18 protein-coding genes and 1 pseudogene are annotated in these 19,379 nt (G+C 35.9%); 12 read left to right on the top strand and 7 right to left on the bottom strand.

The window, feature by feature from the left end; all coding sequences use genetic code 11:
• Positions 1 to 87: 87 nt before the first annotated feature.
• Both H1P_RS02120 and H1P_RS02125 read right to left on the bottom strand, forming a co-directional pair.
• Positions 88 to 372: a Nif11-like leader peptide family RiPP precursor gene (locus H1P_RS02120; protein WP_144863677.1), complete on the bottom strand. Its 285-nt coding sequence runs from the start codon at positions 370 to 372 to the stop codon at positions 88 to 90.
• Between the two features lie 61 nt (positions 373 to 433).
• A complete protein-coding gene (locus H1P_RS02125) occupies positions 434 to 2,047 on the bottom strand; it encodes a TolC family protein (RefSeq protein ID WP_144863679.1) in 1,614 nt (537 codons plus the stop codon).
• A gap of 434 nt (positions 2,048 to 2,481) precedes the next feature.
• Here H1P_RS02125 and H1P_RS02130 point away from each other — a divergent pair, with 434 nt between their 5' ends.
• The 6 genes from H1P_RS02130 to H1P_RS02155 all read left to right on the top strand — a co-directional run bounded on the left by H1P_RS02130 (position 2,482) and on the right by H1P_RS02155 (position 8,184).
• A complete protein-coding gene (locus tag H1P_RS02130) occupies positions 2,482 to 3,924 on the top strand; it encodes a cache domain-containing protein (protein ID WP_144863681.1) in 1,443 nt (480 codons plus the stop codon).
• A gap of 74 nt (positions 3,925 to 3,998) precedes the next feature.
• Positions 3,999 to 4,214, top strand: a complete 216-nt coding sequence (locus H1P_RS02135; RefSeq protein ID WP_144863683.1) for a hypothetical protein — start codon at positions 3,999 to 4,001, stop codon at positions 4,212 to 4,214.
• A 299-nt stretch (positions 4,215 to 4,513) separates the two neighbouring features.
• A complete protein-coding gene (locus tag H1P_RS02140) occupies positions 4,514 to 5,299 on the top strand; it encodes a MinD/ParA family ATP-binding protein (RefSeq protein WP_144863685.1) in 786 nt (261 codons plus the stop codon).
• A 1-nt stretch (position 5,300) separates the two neighbouring features.
• Entirely contained in the window at positions 5,301 to 6,482 is a 1,182-nt protein-coding gene (locus H1P_RS02145) for a DUF7005 family protein (RefSeq protein ID WP_144863687.1), read from the top strand.
• A gap of 17 nt (positions 6,483 to 6,499) precedes the next feature.
• Positions 6,500 to 7,594, top strand: a complete 1,095-nt coding sequence (locus H1P_RS02150; RefSeq protein ID WP_144863689.1) for a cyclic nucleotide-binding domain-containing protein — start codon at positions 6,500 to 6,502, stop codon at positions 7,592 to 7,594.
• A 317-nt stretch (positions 7,595 to 7,911) separates the two neighbouring features.
• A complete protein-coding gene (locus H1P_RS02155) occupies positions 7,912 to 8,184 on the top strand; it encodes a hypothetical protein (protein ID WP_144863691.1) in 273 nt (90 codons plus the stop codon).
• Here the strand turns inward: H1P_RS02155 and H1P_RS02160 are convergent.
• From H1P_RS02160 to H1P_RS02180, 5 genes and pseudogenes are all read right to left on the bottom strand, one after another.
• Positions 8,154 to 9,146 carry a thiaminase II/PqqC family protein gene (locus H1P_RS02160; protein ID WP_144863693.1) on the bottom strand — a complete coding sequence of 331 codons (993 nt, stop codon included), beginning with the start codon at positions 9,144 to 9,146 and terminating at the stop codon, positions 8,154 to 8,156. The two genes, H1P_RS02155 and H1P_RS02160, sit on opposite strands and share 31 nt — an antisense overlap.
• A gap of 38 nt (positions 9,147 to 9,184) precedes the next feature.
• Entirely contained in the window at positions 9,185 to 10,234 is a 1,050-nt protein-coding gene (locus tag H1P_RS02165) for a hypothetical protein (RefSeq protein WP_144863695.1), read from the bottom strand.
• A 139-nt stretch (positions 10,235 to 10,373) separates the two neighbouring features.
• The gene (locus tag H1P_RS02170) at positions 10,374 to 10,880 is read right to left on the bottom strand and encodes an NHLP leader peptide family RiPP precursor (RefSeq protein ID WP_144863697.1); all 507 of its coding nucleotides are present in this window, start codon (positions 10,878 to 10,880) and stop codon (positions 10,374 to 10,376) included.
• Positions 10,881 to 11,037: 157 nt separating this feature from the next.
• Positions 11,038 to 11,562 carry an NHLP leader peptide family RiPP precursor gene (locus tag H1P_RS02175; protein ID WP_144863699.1) on the bottom strand — a complete coding sequence of 175 codons (525 nt, stop codon included), beginning with the start codon at positions 11,560 to 11,562 and terminating at the stop codon, positions 11,038 to 11,040.
• Between the two features lie 426 nt (positions 11,563 to 11,988).
• Positions 11,989 to 12,228, bottom strand: a pseudogene (locus H1P_RS02180) (hypothetical protein); the annotation flags it as partial.
• A gap of 329 nt (positions 12,229 to 12,557) precedes the next feature.
• Here H1P_RS02180 and H1P_RS02185 point away from each other — a divergent pair.
• The 6 genes from H1P_RS02185 (at position 12,558) to H1P_RS02210 (ending at position 19,105) form a co-directional block, all read left to right on the top strand.
• On the top strand, positions 12,558 to 12,890 hold the full coding sequence (locus tag H1P_RS02185; RefSeq protein ID WP_144863703.1) for an NHLP leader peptide family RiPP precursor: 333 nt from the start codon (positions 12,558 to 12,560) through the stop codon (positions 12,888 to 12,890).
• Between the two features lie 53 nt (positions 12,891 to 12,943).
• Positions 12,944 to 13,276 (top strand): NHLP leader peptide family RiPP precursor, encoded by a 333-nt coding sequence (locus H1P_RS02190; protein ID WP_144863705.1) that lies wholly within the window; start codon positions 12,944 to 12,946, stop codon positions 13,274 to 13,276.
• 104 nt (positions 13,277 to 13,380) lie between these two features.
• The gene (lanM, locus tag H1P_RS02195; protein ID WP_144863707.1) at positions 13,381 to 16,338 is read left to right on the top strand and encodes a type 2 lanthipeptide synthetase LanM; all 2,958 of its coding nucleotides are present in this window, start codon (positions 13,381 to 13,383) and stop codon (positions 16,336 to 16,338) included.
• A gap of 318 nt (positions 16,339 to 16,656) precedes the next feature.
• Complete coding sequence (locus tag H1P_RS02200; protein ID WP_144863709.1) at positions 16,657 to 17,907, top strand: tryptophan 7-halogenase; 1,251 nt, start codon at positions 16,657 to 16,659, stop codon at positions 17,905 to 17,907.
• Positions 17,908 to 18,209: 302 nt separating this feature from the next.
• On the top strand, positions 18,210 to 18,515 hold the full coding sequence (locus H1P_RS02205; protein WP_144863711.1) for an NHLP leader peptide family RiPP precursor: 306 nt from the start codon (positions 18,210 to 18,212) through the stop codon (positions 18,513 to 18,515).
• Positions 18,516 to 18,799: 284 nt separating this feature from the next.
• The gene (locus H1P_RS02210) at positions 18,800 to 19,105 is read left to right on the top strand and encodes an NHLP leader peptide family RiPP precursor (RefSeq protein ID WP_144863713.1); all 306 of its coding nucleotides are present in this window, start codon (positions 18,800 to 18,802) and stop codon (positions 19,103 to 19,105) included.
• The last annotated feature ends 274 nt before the right edge of the window (positions 19,106 to 19,379 follow it).

Here is a 19,379-nt window from a genome sequence, read left to right on the forward strand (position 1 = left end):
CTATCAAAGTATTAATCACTTCTTCCGCCAGTTTCGTCAATACTATGGAGCTAGCCCGAAAGCCTGGCGTAAAGCTAATCGTCAAACCTATTTTTCTTTGAACAAATAGTCGTCGAAGTGGGTGAGCAAGGATTGAATGGAACTGCCACCCTGAATATATTCTTGTTCGATCTCACTTAATTCTTCATTAGTTTCCAGGGACTGTAATAGTTCATTTTTAGCAATCTTTAATTCTGTCTGAGTACAAGAAAAACCAGCAGCTCGCAGAATCTCATAACGCTGCTGATAAGTGACTGCTTGTTCTAATTGTTTTCTAAATTTTTTATCGGCTAGAAGTCTCGTGTACAATACTTTTGCGCTTTTGATAGACATTTTATAGTTTCTTTCTTAGTCAAATTAGTCAAGGGTTGTTTTTTAAACTCAAATCTTTAATCTAGAGATTTGAGTTATTCAATTGGTCATTGGGTAAGTTAGTAACTGCTCGTTCTAACTGGTTTAAAGACTGATTAAATTCAATAATTGCTCGGAGATAGTTGCCTCTAGCAGTAGTTAATTCACTTTGGGCTTGAATTACATCGGTTTGTGTACCAACTCCAGATTGAAACCGCATCCTAGCTAAATTTAGACTTTCATTTGCTAATTCCAACGCCTTTTGTGAGGTGGTAATATTTCCTCGACTAGCAGCCAGAGAAAAATAACCTTGTTCTACTTCAAGACGAATTTCATGGCGTTGATCGGCAAATTGAGCTTCGTCGATGGCAATATCAGTTTCAGATTGTTTCGCTCTAGCTGAGGCTGCACCACCATCATATAAATCCCAGCTTAATCTTGCGCCAACGCTGTAACCATCGGTTAAACTGACATTATCATCACCAACATCAAGAATGTTGTAACTCGCTAGTAAGCTCAGTTGAGGTCTAACGGCGGATAAAGCAATTTGTTTTTGTTTTTGATTAATTTCTTTTTCTACGAGTAATTGTTCTAGCTCAGCCCTATTTTTATATGCTGTTACGATAGATTCCTCTAGAGAAAACTGCCAAGTTCCTGCTGGTTTGACTCGATCGGCAGTTTTCAGTTCTACCTGTTGTCCCACACTCAGCGTTGTCGCTAATTGTCTTCTGGCTGTGCTTTGTTCTGCGGTAACTGTGGCTAATCTTTGTTGAGCATTAGCCAATTCTACTTCCGCTCTCAGTACATCAAAATTTGTTCCAATACCAGCTTGTTGCAGTAGTTGAGCATCTTGAAGGGTTTGTTGAGCTTCATCTACGGAAGCTTGCTCAATTTCCACTTGAGAGTCAGCATTTTGCAAATCATAGTAATCTCTAATAGCCTCAAAGCGTATTTCAAAAGTAATGCGCTCCAAATCTAATTTACTAAAACGAACCTGTTGTTCGGCTCGTTTAATGTCTGCACCTCTCAAACCTCCTGTATAAAGATCGTAGGTAAGATTGAGACTGCCATCAAAAGAAGTAGTGCTGATATCTTCATCAATAAACCCATTTCCTTGTTGACGAGCTAGTTCTAAAGATATGGCAGATTCAGTCGATTCAGCTTCAGAAAAATTTAGTTCCGTATTTAAACGGGGATAAAGAGCAGCTTTGGCTTCTCGTAGTTCTTTTTGAGAACGTTCTAGATTTAGTCGAGCTTCTTGCAAATTTTGATTATTTCTAATTGCTAATTCAACAGCTTGCTGGAGACTAATTTGTTGGTCGATTTCAATGTTTACTTCTGAAGGTTTAGTAGGAAGTTTTAACGGATTGGCACTAGGATTAAGTTTTTTCGGAGCGTAAGATATGTTGGTGGAAGACTGAGTTGAGGATTGAGCAATAACAGATGTAGACTGATCTTTTTGCCCAATTACATCAATATTAGGGGTCGGCTTCCGCTTTAAATCTTGTGCTGTTTGAGATGGCAGTTCAGTGGAGCGGTCGCCATTTTGAGCTAAATCAGCATCGGATACATCCTCTGCTTGAGCAGTAGTTTCAGAACATAAAATTATAGGTAAGCTAATAGCGACAGTTTGGATTGCTTTAAGAGTGTAATTCACTTTCTTTCACCATGTTTAAAGAAAAATTTTAGAAAAACTCAATTAATATAATTAATTTTATTGGTGTAATCAAAGAATATTTAGCTGGAATTAGTTAATAATTACTATTCATGAGTTTTACTATTAGATTAAGACAATCGTAATTAAACTACAATAAATAAATTTAATCTAAAACCAACTTTTGTTTTTATATTTGATTTTTTGCCAGATAATCCAAAAAAGTTATTCATTGATGAAAAAAAGATTTGGTAAATTTAAAATTATGATTATACAATTTGATATTAAGAGATACGTAGTGATTATCATTTAGATTAGGTGCAATCGATATCTCAATCTTGATTATTTGCTAGTTGTTAGTCAGCCAAAGTAGTGAATCTACTTTAACAACAAGAAAAATCAATCCAAAAAATAAATAATTGTCACAGGCAATAATAATGCTTCTTAAGTTTGCCAATTTTAGTAACTATCTCAGACGAATTAATCCTTTTTATTGGTCAATTTCTGCCAAACTGTTAATTGTTATTTTTTTGGCAGCAACTATCCCAATGAGCTTGACTGCCCATAATAATCTCAAACTAAGTTTGCAAAACTTAGCCCAAAGTGAATTTGACAAATTAGAGGTTATTGCTGTTAGTAATGCTACTCGTCTTGACCAATTAATCCTTGGTAATCGTCTGATTGTCAATCAAATCGCTAGAAATACCGATATCGTTAAATTTTTAGCTGTTAACTCTGTAATAAAAGAAGAGCTTTTTTCCAAGGTAGAAAAAAGTTTGGATGTGATCTTGCGCTCTAGTTCCGATTATGATGCTGTCTTCATCATAGATAAAAATGGGATTTGTCGTGCTTCTACAAATCCGACTTTTATTGGTCAATCTCAGAGTTCTCAGGACTACTTTAAAAAAGCAATTCAAAGTAAAGCTGCTGCATCTGTTAGCTTTTCGGTGGAAGCAGCTAGCGGACGACCTGAGTTATTTTTTGCTCATCCAATTCGTTCTGAGAGGGGAGAAACTTTGGGCGTAGCAGTTCTAGAAATACAAGGTTCTGATGTTTGGAAAGCGATGAACTCTATCAGGGTCGATTCTCACGTTGGAGCTTTTTTAGTGGATGAAAGAGGAGTCGTCATCGCTCACCCTAATACTTCCTATCTCTATCGTAGTCTGAATAAATTACCTCCAAATACTCAAAAAGAGCTTGGAGCAAACAATTCCTATGGTCGAGAGAAAATCGATAGCTTAGAACTTCCTGAGTTAGCAGAAGCAATAGTAGGAACAAAACAAATAGGTCATGTCAGCTATTATTCTCCCATCGAAAAAACTCATCAGATAGCTGGTTTTGCTCCACTACAAACCAAATCTTGGGTATTGGGAGTAAACAAACCAAAAGATATTTTTGAAGCTCCCATGCGGGCAATGATTTGGCAAAACACCTTATTTGTTTTGATGGTAGGAGGGTTTGCCGTCTTAGTTTCTCTCTTGCTTTCTCATCAGCTAATTAAATCGATTCGCACTTTGATTAAGGCAGGGAAAGCACTACAAAGAGGCGAGTTTAAACCCGAATTGTTAATAAAGGTATCTCGTTCTCCAGATGACTTGGGTAGGCTAGCTTGTGTTTTTCTTCAGATGGCTGAAGAAATAAAAATTCGAGAACAACACTTAAAGTCACAAGTACAAAACTTACGAGTGGAAATTGATGAAACCAAAAAAGAGCGACAGATATCAGAGATTACCAAAACCGAATATTTTAGGGGACTGCAAAAAAAGGCGCAACGGTTAAAAAATCGCGCAAAGACAAAAGAACAAACAGAGTCAGCATACTTCCAAAATTTACAGAAAAAAGTCAAAGATCAGAAGAATCGTTTTGTAACCAGTCGTTGATAGTAATCAGTTAAAAGTTTGGTGATGCCAAACCAAAATAGTAAATTGAATGTTGGTTGAGGAAGGTAGCTTAGATGTCATTGGATGAACTAATTTCTAAAGAAGAATTGTTGGCAGGAATGTTTGCCAAACGAACTAAAATTTTACTTTTTTTGATTGAGAAACAAACAGCATTATTAGCAGAACGATCGCGAGTGGATTTTACTTTGACTGATTTGGGACAGAGCGATCTCGATATGGCTTTTTTACAAGCATTCGCCATCGATAATACTATATACGCCAGGTTTTAGGCTGTGAACAAATACAATTTCACCAAGCTTATTACAAACTCGATCGACAACCAGTAGAAAACGCATTTAGCTCCGAACTACCCTCGATCGATAAATATCATTCCTCGCTTGAAATACATCAAGAAAACCAAAAGATACAGTTTGACCTCCAACTATTTGGGGGCAAGGTTTTATTACCTCTAAGTTCCGATCGATGCTGGTGCAAACTGGAATTTCCAGCAGCCAGAGAAACTGTTTAAATTTGTTTAAATTTGGATTCAATTTTAATTACATTTAATTACAAAATTTGGAGCAATATTATGTGTCAAATTATTTCCGTTCATTCATTCCGTGGTGGTACAGGTAAATCTAATTTAACTGCTAACCTGGCTGCAACTATGGCACTACAAGGGCTAAAGGTGGGTGTGGTAGATACGGATATTCAGTCCCCTGGAATTCACATTATCTTTGGTCTAGACGAAGACCACATGAATTATGCCTTAAATGATTATCTTTGGGGTAATTGTCAGATTGAAGATACTGCCTATGATGTCAGTCGTGTCTTAAGTTCAGAAGAGATAAATGGTAGTCTTTATCTAATTCCTTCTAGTATCAAAGCTGGTCAAATCGCCAGAATTTTGCGGGAAGGATATGACGTGGCTCGCCTCAATGATGGCTTAAATGAACTGATTCAAGGCTTAGATTTGGATTATTTGCTAATTGATACTCATCCTGGTCTCAACGAAGAAACCTTACTATCGATCGCTATTTCCGATCGCCTGGTGGTTATTTTACGACCAGATCGACAAGATTATCAAGGAACTGCTGTAACTTTAGAAGTTGCTCGCAAGTTAGAGATGTCTAATATCATGTTGGTAGTGAATAAAGCCTTACCTCATTCTGATTTTGATATTCTACAACAAAATATGGAAACAACTTATAAATCTCCAGTGGTGGGCATTATTCCTCTCTCAGAAGAGATTGTGCAGCTTGGTAGTAGAGATATTTTCTGTTTGCACTATCCCCACCATCCTCTCAGTTTGACGGTAGCCAATATCACGGCACAAATAGTCCAAGAAAAACAGATGTTAGCAGTAGGAGGCTAGGATGGTGTCAAAACTGCAAGAATTTCAATCGAGTGTTCTGAAAAGTTATGGTGCTACAGATACGGAAATAAAAGAGCTATCAGTTTATAATCAAAATGTCTTTGACCATAGTAATTGGCGATCGCAAACACGATTTCCCCTCGAACCCGAACCCCATGTAGCTGTTTGGTCAGAGTATCTTCATCTTGCTACAGAAATAGGTGTTTTTAAAGCTCTCAAAAATGCTTTAGTTCAGTTACATTTCCCTATTGCAGAAGGTATCAGCCAGACAGATGCCTATCGCTCTGTTACTCTCAGAGGAGTTGAACCTCATACCATACCTGAAGCTATAGGGCTTAGGCTTAAACAACCAGAGAAGCTTGGTTTAAAAATTTATCCTAGTTTAGCTGGAGCAATTCCCGTAATACTTCCTGATAACCGAGAAGATTTTGTAACTTTAGTACAAGCTTTAACCAAGCGCAATGAACCCAAGCCTATTTCCCCTTCTATGGGAGCTTGTATGGTGGCTGGTTACAACAATTGGGACAGAATTCGCAAATATCGCGAGGGGAGGAAAGGATGGTCAGAAGAAAATCAGAACAATTCTGAGGAAACTGCCAAGAAACAGGAGTCGGTCGGATTAATTCCCCCAAAAAATCTCTATCAAGACCGTTTTATCATTCTCAGCGACGGATTTTATAGTAATGTTGCTCCTGAGAATCTGGGATTAACAGAATCAGAGTGGCGTAAGTTATCCCTGGCAATTCGTCTCGAACACGAATGCACTCATTATTTTACTCGTCGTCTGTTTAACTCCATGCAGAATAATCTGCTTGACGAACTAATTGCCGATTATCGGGGTATTGTTGCTGCGATTGGACAGTATCGCGCTGACTGGTTTTTACGCTTTATGGGCTTAGAATCATTTCCTGATTATCGAAAAGATGGCAGATTACAAAACTACCGAGGTCAGCCACCTCTATCAAATTCAGCTTTGAAAATTTTACAAGCCCTGGTTGTAGCTGCTGCCAAAAATTTAGAGGAATTCGATCGCAAGTATGCAGAGGAGTTAAAACTCAGTTCCAGTTTTGAGCAACCAGAAGTGTTAATTGCTTTGACCTATTTAACCCTAGAAGAATTAGCTTCTGAGCAAGCTGTTGTGCGACTCCAAACATTGTCCAGAAATTACAAAACAAGTCCCTAATCAATTGGTACAAAACAATGACAGAAGTTATTCTACAAGAATTAAATAATAGTGATATAGATTGGATAATCGCTACAGCTACAAAACAAAAAATTTACCCAAACACTGTACTGATGCGGGATGGAAATACTTTCAATAATCTCTATCTGATTTTGGAAGGAACTGTAATCGCTACTCTCTTGCAAAAGCGTAGTAATCCTCTGACACAAGCCTTTGCCACTTTAGAAGGCACAAATATTCCTGAGATCGAAATTATGCGCTTATCTCGTGGCGAAATAGTAGGCGAAAATACTTTTACTGGTTTTAATTCTAGGGCTATTACCATTACTGCCTTAAGAAAAGGTTTGGTTCTGTCTCTTCCTTTGGAAGAGCTAAAAAATAAGTTATATCAAGAGAAAGGATTTGCTGCCCGTTTTTACCGAGCGATCGCAATTTTATATTTAAATAGATTACAAAATTTACTCTATCGCCTTGGTCGTAAAAACTTTGCTAAGTCTCAGCCTGTTAGAGATGTACTGTATATTTTTGGGCAATTACACGATAGCGATCTCGATTGGGCGATAGCTAATGGGACTATTGAGAAAATTCCTGCCCAAACTACTTTAATTCGTCAGGGAGGGCCTGTTGATGCTCTATACTTTCTGCTGGATGGGCAAATGAAAGTCTCTCTGGAAAACAATGAAAGCAATCCTTTAACTAATATATTTGCCACTTTGGAAGGAAGAGAATCTTCAGGAAAGGAAATTATCAACTTGCATAAAGGGGAAATTATGGGCGAAACTTCTTTTATTGATGGTCGTTCGCCCTACGCCACGGTAACTGCGGTGGCAGATTCTTTGGTACTTTCTCTAGCTCGACCCATACTAGTTACTAAACTACAGCAAGATGTAGGTTTTGCTGCTCGCTTTTATCAGGCGATCTCCACTTTACTAGCTGATAAATTACAGGGAATCATTAGTAGACTTAGCGTTGGTAGACGCACTTATGTCCAAGGTCAGCCTCTCAATGACCAAATGCATTATGAAGATGAAATAGATGCCAAGACTCTCGAACAAATGTCCTTAGCAGCAACTAGATTTGATTGGATGCTGGAAAGGTTAAAGGTAGGTTGATCTTACATAAAAATCAAGCTGGGCGATCGCTTTTTATCCAGCAAAATCTGTTCAAGTTTAAAATTGAAGCTTTGAACTATAGTCATTCCAATTAATTGACCCACGGTTGACTATCGTTAATCATTAGTCGTTGGTCGTTAGTAATCAGGAGATTGCATTACTTGTTTTGCCTAATGTCATTCATACAGTTTCTATAACGCCTGAAAAGTTTAACTCGAACAACAAACTTATATGAAGTACAAAAACAAATTTCTTTTGGGCTAAAACATCCTTTTGGTTCTGTTGCAAGAAACGATCGGGAAGAAAAATGCTTAAAATTGAATTTTATCCAGAAAAGTTCTTTATTACTCGGTTTTACGGTGACTGCTCTAAATGTTACTGCTTGTCAAGACTATCAGATTGATTTTCAATCAAGAAATCAAGACAACGAGCAAGAAGTAGTCGCTAATAATAGCCCTACTCAAAAAACCTATCAAAATCAAAAATTTCAAAATCAAAAATTTGGTTTTAGTTTTGCTTGTATAAGCAACTACATTTTAGAAAACCAACCTACTGATTTTCAACTGAAACAACGAGGAATAATATTATGAGGATTGCCATAATAATCAATAATCTGGCGATCTCGAAGCATAATTGACTCTTGAAGAATCGCTATATTTTTCTTCACCCGCAACTGTTCTTCAGCAGAAATATAAGCTACTTCTGCCAGCAAATTCTTGGTTATCTGCTCGTGTTCTCCTTCATCATTAATATTAGCGTGCAACAAAATTGGTTGATAAAACTCCCTGGGCAAATCCAGATCCTGACAACACTGTTTAAACAACTCCAAAAATTTAGGATCGTCTTGCTCGAATAACCAGAGTGCTACTTTAAAGCTTAAAGGATGCTGTTGAGCAAAAACAGCCAAAGCAGAACAAATGGCAAAAGTCATCGGTAAAGGCTGCATCTGTTCTAGTTGTGATTCTTCAATCCCCACGCTGGCTAAAGAACTTTCGATCAAGCGATCGTGATGCAGTTCAGAAACGAAAAATTCTTGCAGGAGTTGATAAGTATGAGGTGTTTCCTGCTTGGTTAAGGAAGCAGCCAACAGACGAGGACACAGATGAGTAACGTGATAGGATTCTAGAGCATAGCCAACTAACTGCTCTCTAGTAATCGTTCCTTCAGTCATCTTCTTAAAAGCGAGAGGATGAACAATATGGTTTTGCCAATGCTGTAAAAAACGACGTAACTCTCGATAGAACTGTAGTCCAGTCATCGGCTGAGTTAGAATTTGATCTTGAGTTTCTTGGATCATTCCCAAACGCTCGAACTCTATAAGTAATTCGGGTATCTGTTCCTCAATTTCGGGACACGCTTGACCTAATTGTTGCAATGATACATTGCCAGTTTGTAACAATTTTAATAGTTGAATTGTTTGCGGTTGGTTTTCTGGTTCAAATGAAAGCGAACATTCTTGAGTTCCATAAGTAATTTCAACGCTAGTTTCTTTAAATTGGAAAAAGACTTGCTCTTTAAATAAAGGTTGTTTGTAATCTTTAGTTGGTAGCATAAATTCTCTTTGAAGTTAACTTATTGATTAGAAATTGATTAGATTAAAGAAACTGGTCGCAACAAATCACTAGTAGAGGAATAGTAGTTCCAGATTGCACTATGGAAATGGTGATACATCTCCACAAATAGATAAATTTGCCCTCTAAATCGCTGTTTAGTTTTCTCCTCCAAATGAGGAACTTCTTGAAACAGGTAATGTGTTAAGCTCTGATGTTGATTTTCTCGATTGAGATATGTCAATTTTCTAATAGAAGTAAGAAATTGAGTTTCTACTTTAGTTCGTTCGCAGGCTTCAAGGTAAGCTTGCCAATTCTGAGTCGCCTTTTGTTTGATAATTCCGATAGCGTAGAAGAAAAAAAGTGGCTCGGAATTTGCCCAATATGCCAGAGCCTGACACATTGCGACTGTCTCTGATAAGGGAATTGTGTCTGTTAGTTCCCTGACGCTAATACCAATCGTATTTAATGCTTCTGATAAAAGTTTTTCCCGTGTCGTTTCTTGACAGTACACTCGGTCAATTAATTTTCGAGTTTGGTCAGTACAAGAATAATCAAGGGCAGGAGAATAAAAAGCAGATTTCCGTGCAACAACTTGATATTGTTCCAGTGCAAAACCATAGAGAACATTAACTGGTAGGTTGGATTCTGTTGAAGTTATAGACTGCTCAAAAAGATTGTTATCAACACTATTAATCAATAAATCTTGAGTCAAGTACTCTAATTCTTTTAGAATATCACTACCCGAACTAACCTCTAACTGAGTAGCATCATCGATTAATTCTTGCTCTTCTAAGTCAGAGATAATTTTTTCGACAACTTGAGGATTTTTAATCCAAAAAATTTGCTGTAATTCTTTAACAGTTCTCGTACCATCCATTAAGAAAAAAAAACGCTGTAAACTTTTACTCAATTGATTACTAGCCTGGTAAATAAAACTACGACCATTTTGATAAAGTACAATATTATTCTGATTAACATTTACTTTACAAGTCAAACGCGGACGTATAATAGAACTTTTTTTTTCTATTTTTTCTTGAACTTTTGTTTGAGTTTGCTGTGGCTCAAAATTCCAACTATTGTTAATCATACTTATCTTTGGTGTAGTAAAAATTATCTTATTTAGTTTGGTCTGGCAAATCAAACTAAATAAGCATGGTCTTTATTTATTAACTAGTCTTCTAATATGCAGCGTAATAGTATATATAAGAAGACTAGCTCAAGTCAGATTAAAGAATCATCATAAAAGGATGTCTCCCGAAGTATTCCTGAGTTTCTTTTGAAAGAGGAAAATCACCTAATCGCTTCCCACCAGCTACAGTTTCTAAGTCAGCCTCACTAAGTTCGTCATCAGAGGGATTGGCTGGAATAACAAAGTGCATCTCGTCTTCTGAGTCTTGCAAGACAATAATGGTCATAGAATCTGGAAGCTCGACACCTATCTCTTCCGCAGCAGCTTGGGGATTTTCCAAGAGCAAGGCTTTGTATGCTGAATCTTGTAAAGCTCGTCCGATCATTTTAGTTTCTGGGTTGTCGCTTTCAGGGATTTCGGTACCGTCAGGTGGCAAAACTAAGTAGAGTTCACTGAAAGTACCTGCATGAGCGAGTACTTGAACATTTTCGGGGATTTCTAGTCCTTGTTTTTCTAGGTATGACTTGGGTTCAGTCATAAAATTCTCTCGACTTGTCGGATTTTCCCAAAGGTTTTGAATGATATTTTGATAGTTATTAGACATTTATTTCTTTTGATTAATAGCTACTAGATGAACAGATGTAATTATCTTATTTAGATTGATTTGCTAACTTAAACTAAATAAGCGTGGTCTTTATTGATTAACTAATCTTCTAATATGCAGCGTAATAGTATATGCAAGACGATTAGCTCAAGTCAGATTAAAGACCTATTGGTATCGGTCGACAGCCACAGCCAAAACCTCCGAAGTCCGTACCTCCGAACGAATTCCCATATAATCCAGGATAACTGGAAGCACCACCAGCTATAGTTTCTAAGTCAGCTTCGCTAAGTTCGCTATCAGAGGGATTGACTGGTATCACAAAGTGCATCTGGTCTTCGGAGTCTTGCAAGACAATGATGGTCATCGAATCTAGAAGCTCGATACCTATCTCCTCGGCAGCAGCTTGGGGATTTTCCAATAGTCGAGCTTTGTATACCGAATCTTGTAAAGCTCGCCCGATTATTTTAGTTTCTGGGTTGTCATTTTCAGGAATTTCAGTACCATCAGGAGGCAAAACTAAGTAGTATTGACTGGAAGTATCTGCATAGGCAGATACTAGAACATTTTCGGGAATTTCGAGTCCTTGTTTTTCTAAGTATGACTTGGGTTCAGTCATAAAATCTTCTCGGCTTGTGGGATTTTCCCAAAGGTATTCGATGATATTTTGATAGTTATTAGACATTGGTTGCTCCTTATTGATAGCTACTAGATGAACAGATGTAATTGTTTATTTATCATGAAAATGTTGAATCAAAGAATTGAAAAAACTCTTTACTTTTCATCTCTATCTAACAAAAGAATGAATAAATTCATTAGATACGATCGAGAAAAAATTAACCAAGATTTTTCTTTAAAATCTGCTCAACTGGCAATAATTTAATCGTAAATAATTAAAAAAATGATAGCAATGCTTTTTTTGAGCTAAAGATTAAATTTTTTTAGTTATTAAATATATTCAGTAGGGCATTCTTTCTCAAATAAAGCGATCGCATTTTTATAATTTTGCATTAAGTATTTGGGCATAATTATTTACACACTCATAATTGACTCTTGCCTGTTCTCTCTTGCCTCTTGCCTCTTGCGGATTGCCTATCTCTACGCTCGTAATCTATTTTGCACGGGTACTTAACTGGGTTTTGAAGCCTCGATCTTCACAAGCCTTATTAATTATGGTTCTATATAGTGAACTAGAAACAGTTGATTCATCTGACCCTGGTAAGCTTTCAGGAATCACCAAATTTTTGAATCGTGCCGTATCTTCATGAACCTCAACTTGAACTGAACCAGGAAGATGAATCCCCATCTCAATCAATATTGCTTTTGTTTCGCTCAAAAATCGCCCTTGAAAATCTCGATCTTTGAGTAATTACTCAGAAAATTTCTGATAAATTTACTTTGTTTATTCACGTTTGCACTCTTATCTTATTACAATTTGTATTTAATTTTAGAATATGAAAAATTTCAGTAAATTACAATGAATTTTTTTGAGCAAAAACCAATAATTTTTATCGTTAAAAATCTCTAAATAGCTTAGATTTTGATAATTAATTAATTAATTATCTTGGTATTGTCTTTTAGCTAAAATTATTTAGTTTTACCTTAATATTATGAATAGTTTTTTAATTTTTTAACTCATAGACTAATTACAGTACAAATTCAAGACATGAGAAACCTGAAATGACTCAAAATCAAACGCGACTAGAATTTGAACAAGAGGTTCGTATTAGAGCTTTAAAAGATCCAAATTTTCGTCAACGTCTTTTAGATAATCCCAAAGAAGTTATTGAAGAAACGTCTAAATCATTACTGCCTGAAAATACCAAAATTAGTATTTGTGAAGAAGAACCAGGCAGCATTTATTTAGTAATTCCTGCAATGCCTACAAAAGTCAACGAACTATCAGAGGCGGAGCTGCAAGCGATCGCTGGAGGTAGTGATGTCAAAACGACTGTTAAAGCTTTTGCATCTGGCTTTTTCTCACTTACTACATGCTTGCCAAATATGCTTTAAGCATTAGTAAGCTAAAACCACAAAAATCAACATATAAAATCTAGGAGAAAACTATGAATAACGATCAGTCACGTCAAAGCTTAGAGAAAGAAATTCGGATTAAATCACTTAAAGATCCCGAATTTCGTCAACAGTTACTCGAAAATCCTAAAAGTACTATTGAAGCAGCTTTGGGCGTTACCATAGCTGAAGGTTTAACAATTAAAGTTATGGAAGAATCGCCAGATCACCTAATCTTGACTGTGCCTCCAGCACTTTCCGATAATTCAAGTGAGGTTTCAGATGAAGAGCTTGAAACTGTTGCTGGTGGATTCACTGGAGCAGCGCTTTTAGCTTTAGGTGGACTTGTAACTGGTAATGTAGCTAGCGAAATTTCAGATTGGTAAAAATTAATTGCTTGTTGAGAAGTAGTCAATAGCTATTGGCTACTTATTACTGAAAATCCTAATATACGTAAATTTTAAATTCAAATCAACAAGTTATTTCAACAATGAATATAAATGGTATAGATATCGAACAAACTGAATTGATTCGTCATATTGTTGCCAAGTCAGTAATGTTATTTGAAAAGTTAGATCGTAAATCTCAATGGATGCAACTCGAAGATAAAAATTCAGTAGATAAATATTTAGATATGTGGACAAAGGTTCTTTCTTCTGATGATGAACCAGATCGACTATCTCAATTTATGGAAATAGCCGATCTATCTTCATCCGATACCGATTTTATGCTGAGTCCAGTTGCTTGGTCGAAAACTACTTCCTTGCCAGCTTGGGCTAATACATTATCTAGAGTGTTAAATGATTTGACTGAAACAAAAACTGTTGCTGGATGTCTAGAAAAAGACAATCCCATTCCGTTTGAAGAGCTTTTATTACCATTTGTTAAAGATTGCCAAAAACGTATTACAGGTTGTTTGGGTGAAAATAGACTGACCCAAGAGTGTCACCGACAGATTCAGCGGAAACTACTACAATTACTATCAGATTATACTGCGAATACTTTATATTTAGAATTTCAAGTATTTAAAACCCATAATTCGCCATTAGTCGGTAATTATAGTTGTCAACTAGAAAATATTTACCATAAAATCTACCAGCAGTTTATTAAAGATTTTTGGAGTCAACGCTACCAAGATTTTTTTGCAGAATATGCAATGGTGGGAAGAATTTTAGGCACGTTAACTAATCTCTGGTACGAGACTATTAGTGAATTTCTGGCAAGATTGAATACTGATTGGAAAGAGTTAGAAACTACTTTTAATGATGGCAATGCCTTGGGGACGGTCAATAAAATTTTCTTATCTTTGTCCGATCGTCATTGTGGCGGACGAAGTGTAATTGGCTTGTCTTTTGAAAATGGCATAAAACTGGTATATAAACCAAGAAATTTAGGAATGGAAGCTGGCTTGAGTCAAGTACTTGACTGGCTTAATCATCAAGAAGAACTTTCTCATAAAATGAAAGTCATGAAGGTACTAGACAAAAATTCCTACGGATGGGTAGAGTTTATCGAATCAGTTGAATGTCATAATCATGCCGATCTAAAAGCATTTTATTACCGCATAGGTATACTTCTGGGTCTTGGCTACATCCTAGAAGCAACGGATCTGCATTATGAAAATATTATTGCTCATGGTACAGATCCCGTAATTATAGATTGCGAAACTTTGCTACAGCATCGTCCTAATTTACAGCTTACCGAGCAGCAGCATAAAACAGCTAACTTAGCTGCTATGGAGTTATTATCTCATTCTGTAGTGCGATCGCATTTGTTACCCGATTTGGTGGCTGGTAAAAATAATTCTAATCTCTATGATATGAGCGGTTTAGGAAGTTTTACGGAGCAGAAACTTACCTATGAGAAACCTCAATGGAACAATATTAATACAGACACCATGCAGTTAAAGCAAGAATCACACCAGATTTTGCCTGTGTTTCCGAATGTTCCTCGTTGTGATGGTACTCCAGTCGGGTATGAAGCATATACTCAGTCGATTCTTGATGGCTTTAATGAGATTTATCAGTTGATATTAATTCACCGCGATGAATTACTGAAGGGTAATAGTACTCTGTCCGTATTGAAGAATCAAGAAGTCCGATTTGTTTTCCGTAATACCATGGTGTATGGACTTACTCATAGATATATGCATCAACCAAGGTTTATGGGAGAAGGAGTAGCATACAGCATTGTCTTAGAGCAACTAGCGCGGGGACATTTATTTATGAACGATAAATCTCCAGCTAACGCAATTCTTCAGGCGGAACGCAAATCGATGCAAGAGTTAGACATTCCCTACTTTACAGCTAATGTAGACAATACGGCTTTACAATTCGAGGGTCAAGAAATTGTCCCAGATTATTTCCAAGCACCAAGTTACTTACGTATGCTGGAATTAATTAGAGAGGCTAACGAAGATGACTTATCTAGACAGATTACAATCATCAAACAGTCTTTGTTTGCTCGTTTGCTGACAGGTCATCAGAATGGTGATATTTTGCTAAGACCTTATACAGATAGTGAGTTTACCCCATCTTTATCTGAAGGCGATGCTATACAGCAAGCACGTCAGATCGCTAGTCAAATTATGCAACATAGTATCCAAGGAGTGGACGGAAGTATAACTTGGATTGCTCCGCAGTATATACAAGAGTTACAGATTTACAAAGTGAGGTTACTTTCCTTACATACCTATGATGGGCTGACAGGTATTGCGATATTTTTTGCTGCACTATACAAGGTAACTGGAGAAACCGAATATCGCGATACTTGCTATAAAATTCTTCAAACAGTACGTCAACAGTTCCGCGAACAGACAACTAGACAGGAAGCATTGGGCGAAATGGGTCATGGAATTGCCCTTGGTTACAGTGGCATTCCCTACGCATTTAGTTTAATTAGCAGCCTGTTAGATGACTTGGAGCTACAAGAACAAGCAGTTGATGCTGTAATGGAAATTGACGAAGCAAGTTTAAGGACAGAGCAAAATCTAGATGTGTTTACAGGTGTTGCTGGAGCTTGTTTGGCTTTACTTGAGGTTTTTCGCTCGACTCAAAAGGAAGTAGTTTTAGACAAAGCAACTATGTGCGGTGAGATTCTTCTGCAAAGATATGCAGCAAATATACAAGAGTGGGAAGATATATCAGCTAGATACAAAAAACCGATGTCTGCATTTGCTTATGGAACAGTAGGTATTCAAAAAGCGATCGAGAGACTGGGACTTGTAACCGACAATCCGCGATTTAAAGAGTGGCAAAATCAAGAAGATAACCAATTTAAACTAGCGATAGCTACAGCGAACCCTTTAAAACAAACCAAACAACAGAGTAAACCTGAGAATTTGACTTGCTTTATGCCTGGATTATTTACAGGTCTGGCTGGTTGTGGATATCGTTTATTACACAATAATAATCTACAGTCATTCTCCAACATTTTCTTATTTGAATAATATTTATTCGGTGAAACTAAACTTGATCGAGACAGTAAGCAAATCAAATTTATTGGCAAATATATAGAGAAAATTTGTAAGGAAGAACAGAATATATTTATTATGGTCACTTAATTTTTTATAGTCATAAGTAATTGAATTGGTATATCTTATGCTTCCTGTATACAATTATTACTGTAGTTATTGAAAACAAAGAAATCGAAGAATAAATCAATATTCAGAATTGCAGAGAATTTGAAGTTCATCTAATTACCAGATAAATAATATGCGATCGCAGACTAACTAATACTAATAATATCGCAATCAAAGGAAAAAAGTATGAAAATAGCAGTCATCGGTGGAGGTACAGCAGGCTGTATGATAGCAGCTCACATCTCCAAATATTTTCCAGAGTTTGAACTTTACCATATATATTCATCTACTATTCCTAGTATTGGAGTAGGAGAAGGCAGTTTTCCCTTGTTTAGAGAATGGATACATAAAATTACTGGGTTAAGCTTTGCTGCTTTACAAGAAAGATGTAAGGTTACACGCAAGTTTGGTATTCAATTTGAAAATTGGGGAGTAAAGCATCAGCAGTTTATGCATAATTTTTATCCTCAGAATGTCGAACATGCGTATCATATTTCAGCTATTGAAGTGGTTAAATTATTGCAAGAACATATATCAGCGACTTATTTGGATAAAAAAATCAGTTCTATAGAAAGCGATGGGGTTGAAATCGAACTCAAATTTGAAGACAATAGTCAGCTAGCAGTGGATTTTGCCTTTGATGCTAGAGGGTTTCCAAAATCATTTGAAAGTAACGATTACGAAAATATTCCATTAATTCCTACTAACGCAGCCTTAGTTCGCAGAGGGCCAGCAGTTATTTCTTTATCAGCAACTAGAAGTATTGCCAGACCTCATGGTTGGATTTTTGTAATCCCGTTAACTACTCACACATCTTATGGATACATTTACAATAGTTCAGTCAACTCTATAGCTGAAATAGAGACCGATTTAAATAAATTTCTCCAAGATGAGAAGGTCGAAACCTCTGGTAATGCCAAACGTTTAAATTTTCCAAATTTCACTTGCAAAACTTTTTTTGATGGTTCTCTATTTAAAGTGGGAAATGCTGCCTCATTTATCGAACCTTTAGAAGCAACATCTTTGGCACTTGTCTTATTAGAAATGGTCTTAGCTTCTGATTTTGTTCTTAAGGGTTTATATGCAGCAAAAAATAAAAGAGAGAAATTTGATGAGCTTACTATCAAGGCAATAAATGATTTTTTATACGAAAAAGTGTGGGAAACATCTTTATTTATAAGCTGGCATTATGCAGAAGGCTCTCGCTTTAAAACAGACTTTTGGGATTTTGCTAAATCTAATTTTGACCGAGAAATTAAAAACCTAGAGAAGCGAGGCTTGACTGATGATTTTCAAAAGCATTTACAAGCTGGCTCTAAATTAGATAGTTGGCAGTATTTAGGCATTAATGATACAGATTGCGAGCGACCATTGTTTGGATTTTTCAAGTCTCTTAGTTTTCATGAAATGGGACAGGGCATTGGTTATTATTCTTAAATTAAGTTAAATTTACAGCTTGTAGTTATCAAGATCGTAGGGTCATTAAAATAGACATAGTTCCAACAATATTATGTCTATTTTGTCATTCCTAAAAAGCAAATTATCATAACTAAAAATATGTAATTGCTACCCTAAAATAATGCATTGTATAAGCATAGTAATTTGATTATATTAGTTACATAAGGTTGAGTAGTAGATTATATCGATTTGATTGATAGCTTAAAAAATCTAATCTATAAATTAATTTGTAGATATTTATTCAATCTTCACTGTAGTTTTTCAAATAAGGAAATAAACAAATGTCTGAGAATCAAACTCGTAAAGAATTTGAAGCTAATCTAATTACTAAAGCTTGGCAAAATGAGGCTTTTAAACAACAGTTAATGAATGATCCTATAGCTATTTATGAGGAAGAACTAGGTCGCAAAGCTCCTGATAATATCGAAATCAAAGTGTTAGAGGAAACTTCTGATACTACTTATCTTGTAATACCTAAAAAACCAGATGCTTCTCAAGAATTATCTGAAGAAGCTCTAGAATCTGTAGCAGGAGGAGGAGGAATTGGTTTCACTACTCCTTTGGGTGGAATTAGTATTGGTTGGTAATTAGTTATATTGTTCTACATTATCTTAAAAATTTAAAACAGACATAATAATATTATTATGTCTGTTTTTTTATCATAAAAAAAACAATAGCCAGAGCTAAAATAAGTTGATTTTAATCTACAAATAATGCATTGTAGGTACACCAAAGTTTTCCTATACTTATAAATGAAGGTTGAATAATAGATTGACAAATTTGATTTGCAACTTAAAAATTTGATATCAAACATACTTTGCAAATATTTATTCAATCTTCACTGTAGTTTTTCAAATAAGGAAATAAACAAATGTCTGATAATCAAACTCGTAAAGAATTTGAAGCAAATCTAATTACTAAAGCTTGGAAAGATGAAGCCTTTAAACAAGAATTAATGAACAACCCTAAAGCTGTTTACGAACAAGAGATTGGTAAAAAAGCTCCTGAAGGTCATGAATTTCAAGTGCTAGAAGAAACTTCAAATACCACTTATCTTGTAATTCCTAAAAAGCCAGAAACTTCTGAAGAATTATCTGAAGAAGCACTAGAATCTGTAGCTGGTGGAGGTGGATTTGGTGTCAATAGTATATTGGGTGGATTTCAAATTGACTGGTAATTAATGATATTAAATAAGTCATGCTAACATTTTTTGTTAGTATGATTTATTTAGTATTTCAAGTTGCTATTATCCTAGTTTAAATGATTTAGACAACGCGATCGCTGATTGTAAGACCAATTAGTATTAGTTGAAAGAGTTAACCTAAGTTACCACTATTTCTTACTCCCTAAACTCCCTGAAGTTAAGAGACTTAGGGGGTTTTTCTCTAGAAAACTGAATTTCTTAAATATCTTTTAAACATCTTTTCAAGAATACAAGTGAAAAAACTGCA

Origin of the sequence: Hyella patelloides LEGE 07179 (assembly GCF_900659865.1) — a bacterium.
GTDB lineage: Bacteria > Cyanobacteriota > Cyanobacteriia > Cyanobacteriales > Xenococcaceae > Hyella > Hyella patelloides.

What these genes read in the sequence shown, in the direction of transcription:
- H1P_RS02190 (WP_144863705.1), top strand. Translation starts at nt 12,944, where the DNA reads ATGAATAACGATCAGTCACGTCAAAGCTTAGAGAAAGAAATTCGGATT.
- H1P_RS02210 (WP_144863713.1), top strand. Translation starts at nt 18,800, where the DNA reads ATGTCTGATAATCAAACTCGTAAAGAATTTGAAGCAAATCTAATTACT.
- H1P_RS02140 (WP_144863685.1), top strand. Translation starts at nt 4,514, where the DNA reads ATGTGTCAAATTATTTCCGTTCATTCATTCCGTGGTGGTACAGGTAAA.
- H1P_RS02170 (WP_144863697.1), bottom strand. Translation starts at nt 10,880, where the DNA reads ATGTCTAATAACTATCAAAATATCATTCAAAACCTTTGGGAAAATCCG.
- H1P_RS02205 (WP_144863711.1), top strand. Translation starts at nt 18,210, where the DNA reads ATGTCTGAGAATCAAACTCGTAAAGAATTTGAAGCTAATCTAATTACT.
- H1P_RS02165 (WP_144863695.1), bottom strand. Translation starts at nt 10,234, where the DNA reads ATGATTAACAATAGTTGGAATTTTGAGCCACAGCAAACTCAAACAAAA.
- H1P_RS02150 (WP_144863689.1), top strand. Translation starts at nt 6,500, where the DNA reads ATGACAGAAGTTATTCTACAAGAATTAAATAATAGTGATATAGATTGG.
- H1P_RS02120 (WP_144863677.1), bottom strand. Translation starts at nt 372, where the DNA reads ATGTCTATCAAAAGCGCAAAAGTATTGTACACGAGACTTCTAGCCGAT.
- H1P_RS02175 (WP_144863699.1), bottom strand. Translation starts at nt 11,562, where the DNA reads ATGTCTAATAACTATCAAAATATCATCGAATACCTTTGGGAAAATCCC.
- H1P_RS02135 (WP_144863683.1), top strand. Translation starts at nt 3,999, where the DNA reads ATGTCATTGGATGAACTAATTTCTAAAGAAGAATTGTTGGCAGGAATG.
- lanM (WP_144863707.1), top strand. Translation starts at nt 13,381, where the DNA reads ATGAATATAAATGGTATAGATATCGAACAAACTGAATTGATTCGTCAT.
- H1P_RS02160 (WP_144863693.1), bottom strand. Translation starts at nt 9,146, where the DNA reads ATGCTACCAACTAAAGATTACAAACAACCTTTATTTAAAGAGCAAGTC.
- H1P_RS02130 (WP_144863681.1), top strand. Translation starts at nt 2,482, where the DNA reads ATGCTTCTTAAGTTTGCCAATTTTAGTAACTATCTCAGACGAATTAAT.
- H1P_RS02145 (WP_144863687.1), top strand. Translation starts at nt 5,301, where the DNA reads ATGGTGTCAAAACTGCAAGAATTTCAATCGAGTGTTCTGAAAAGTTAT.
- H1P_RS02200 (WP_144863709.1), top strand. Translation starts at nt 16,657, where the DNA reads ATGAAAATAGCAGTCATCGGTGGAGGTACAGCAGGCTGTATGATAGCA.
- H1P_RS02185 (WP_144863703.1), top strand. Translation starts at nt 12,558, where the DNA reads ATGACTCAAAATCAAACGCGACTAGAATTTGAACAAGAGGTTCGTATT.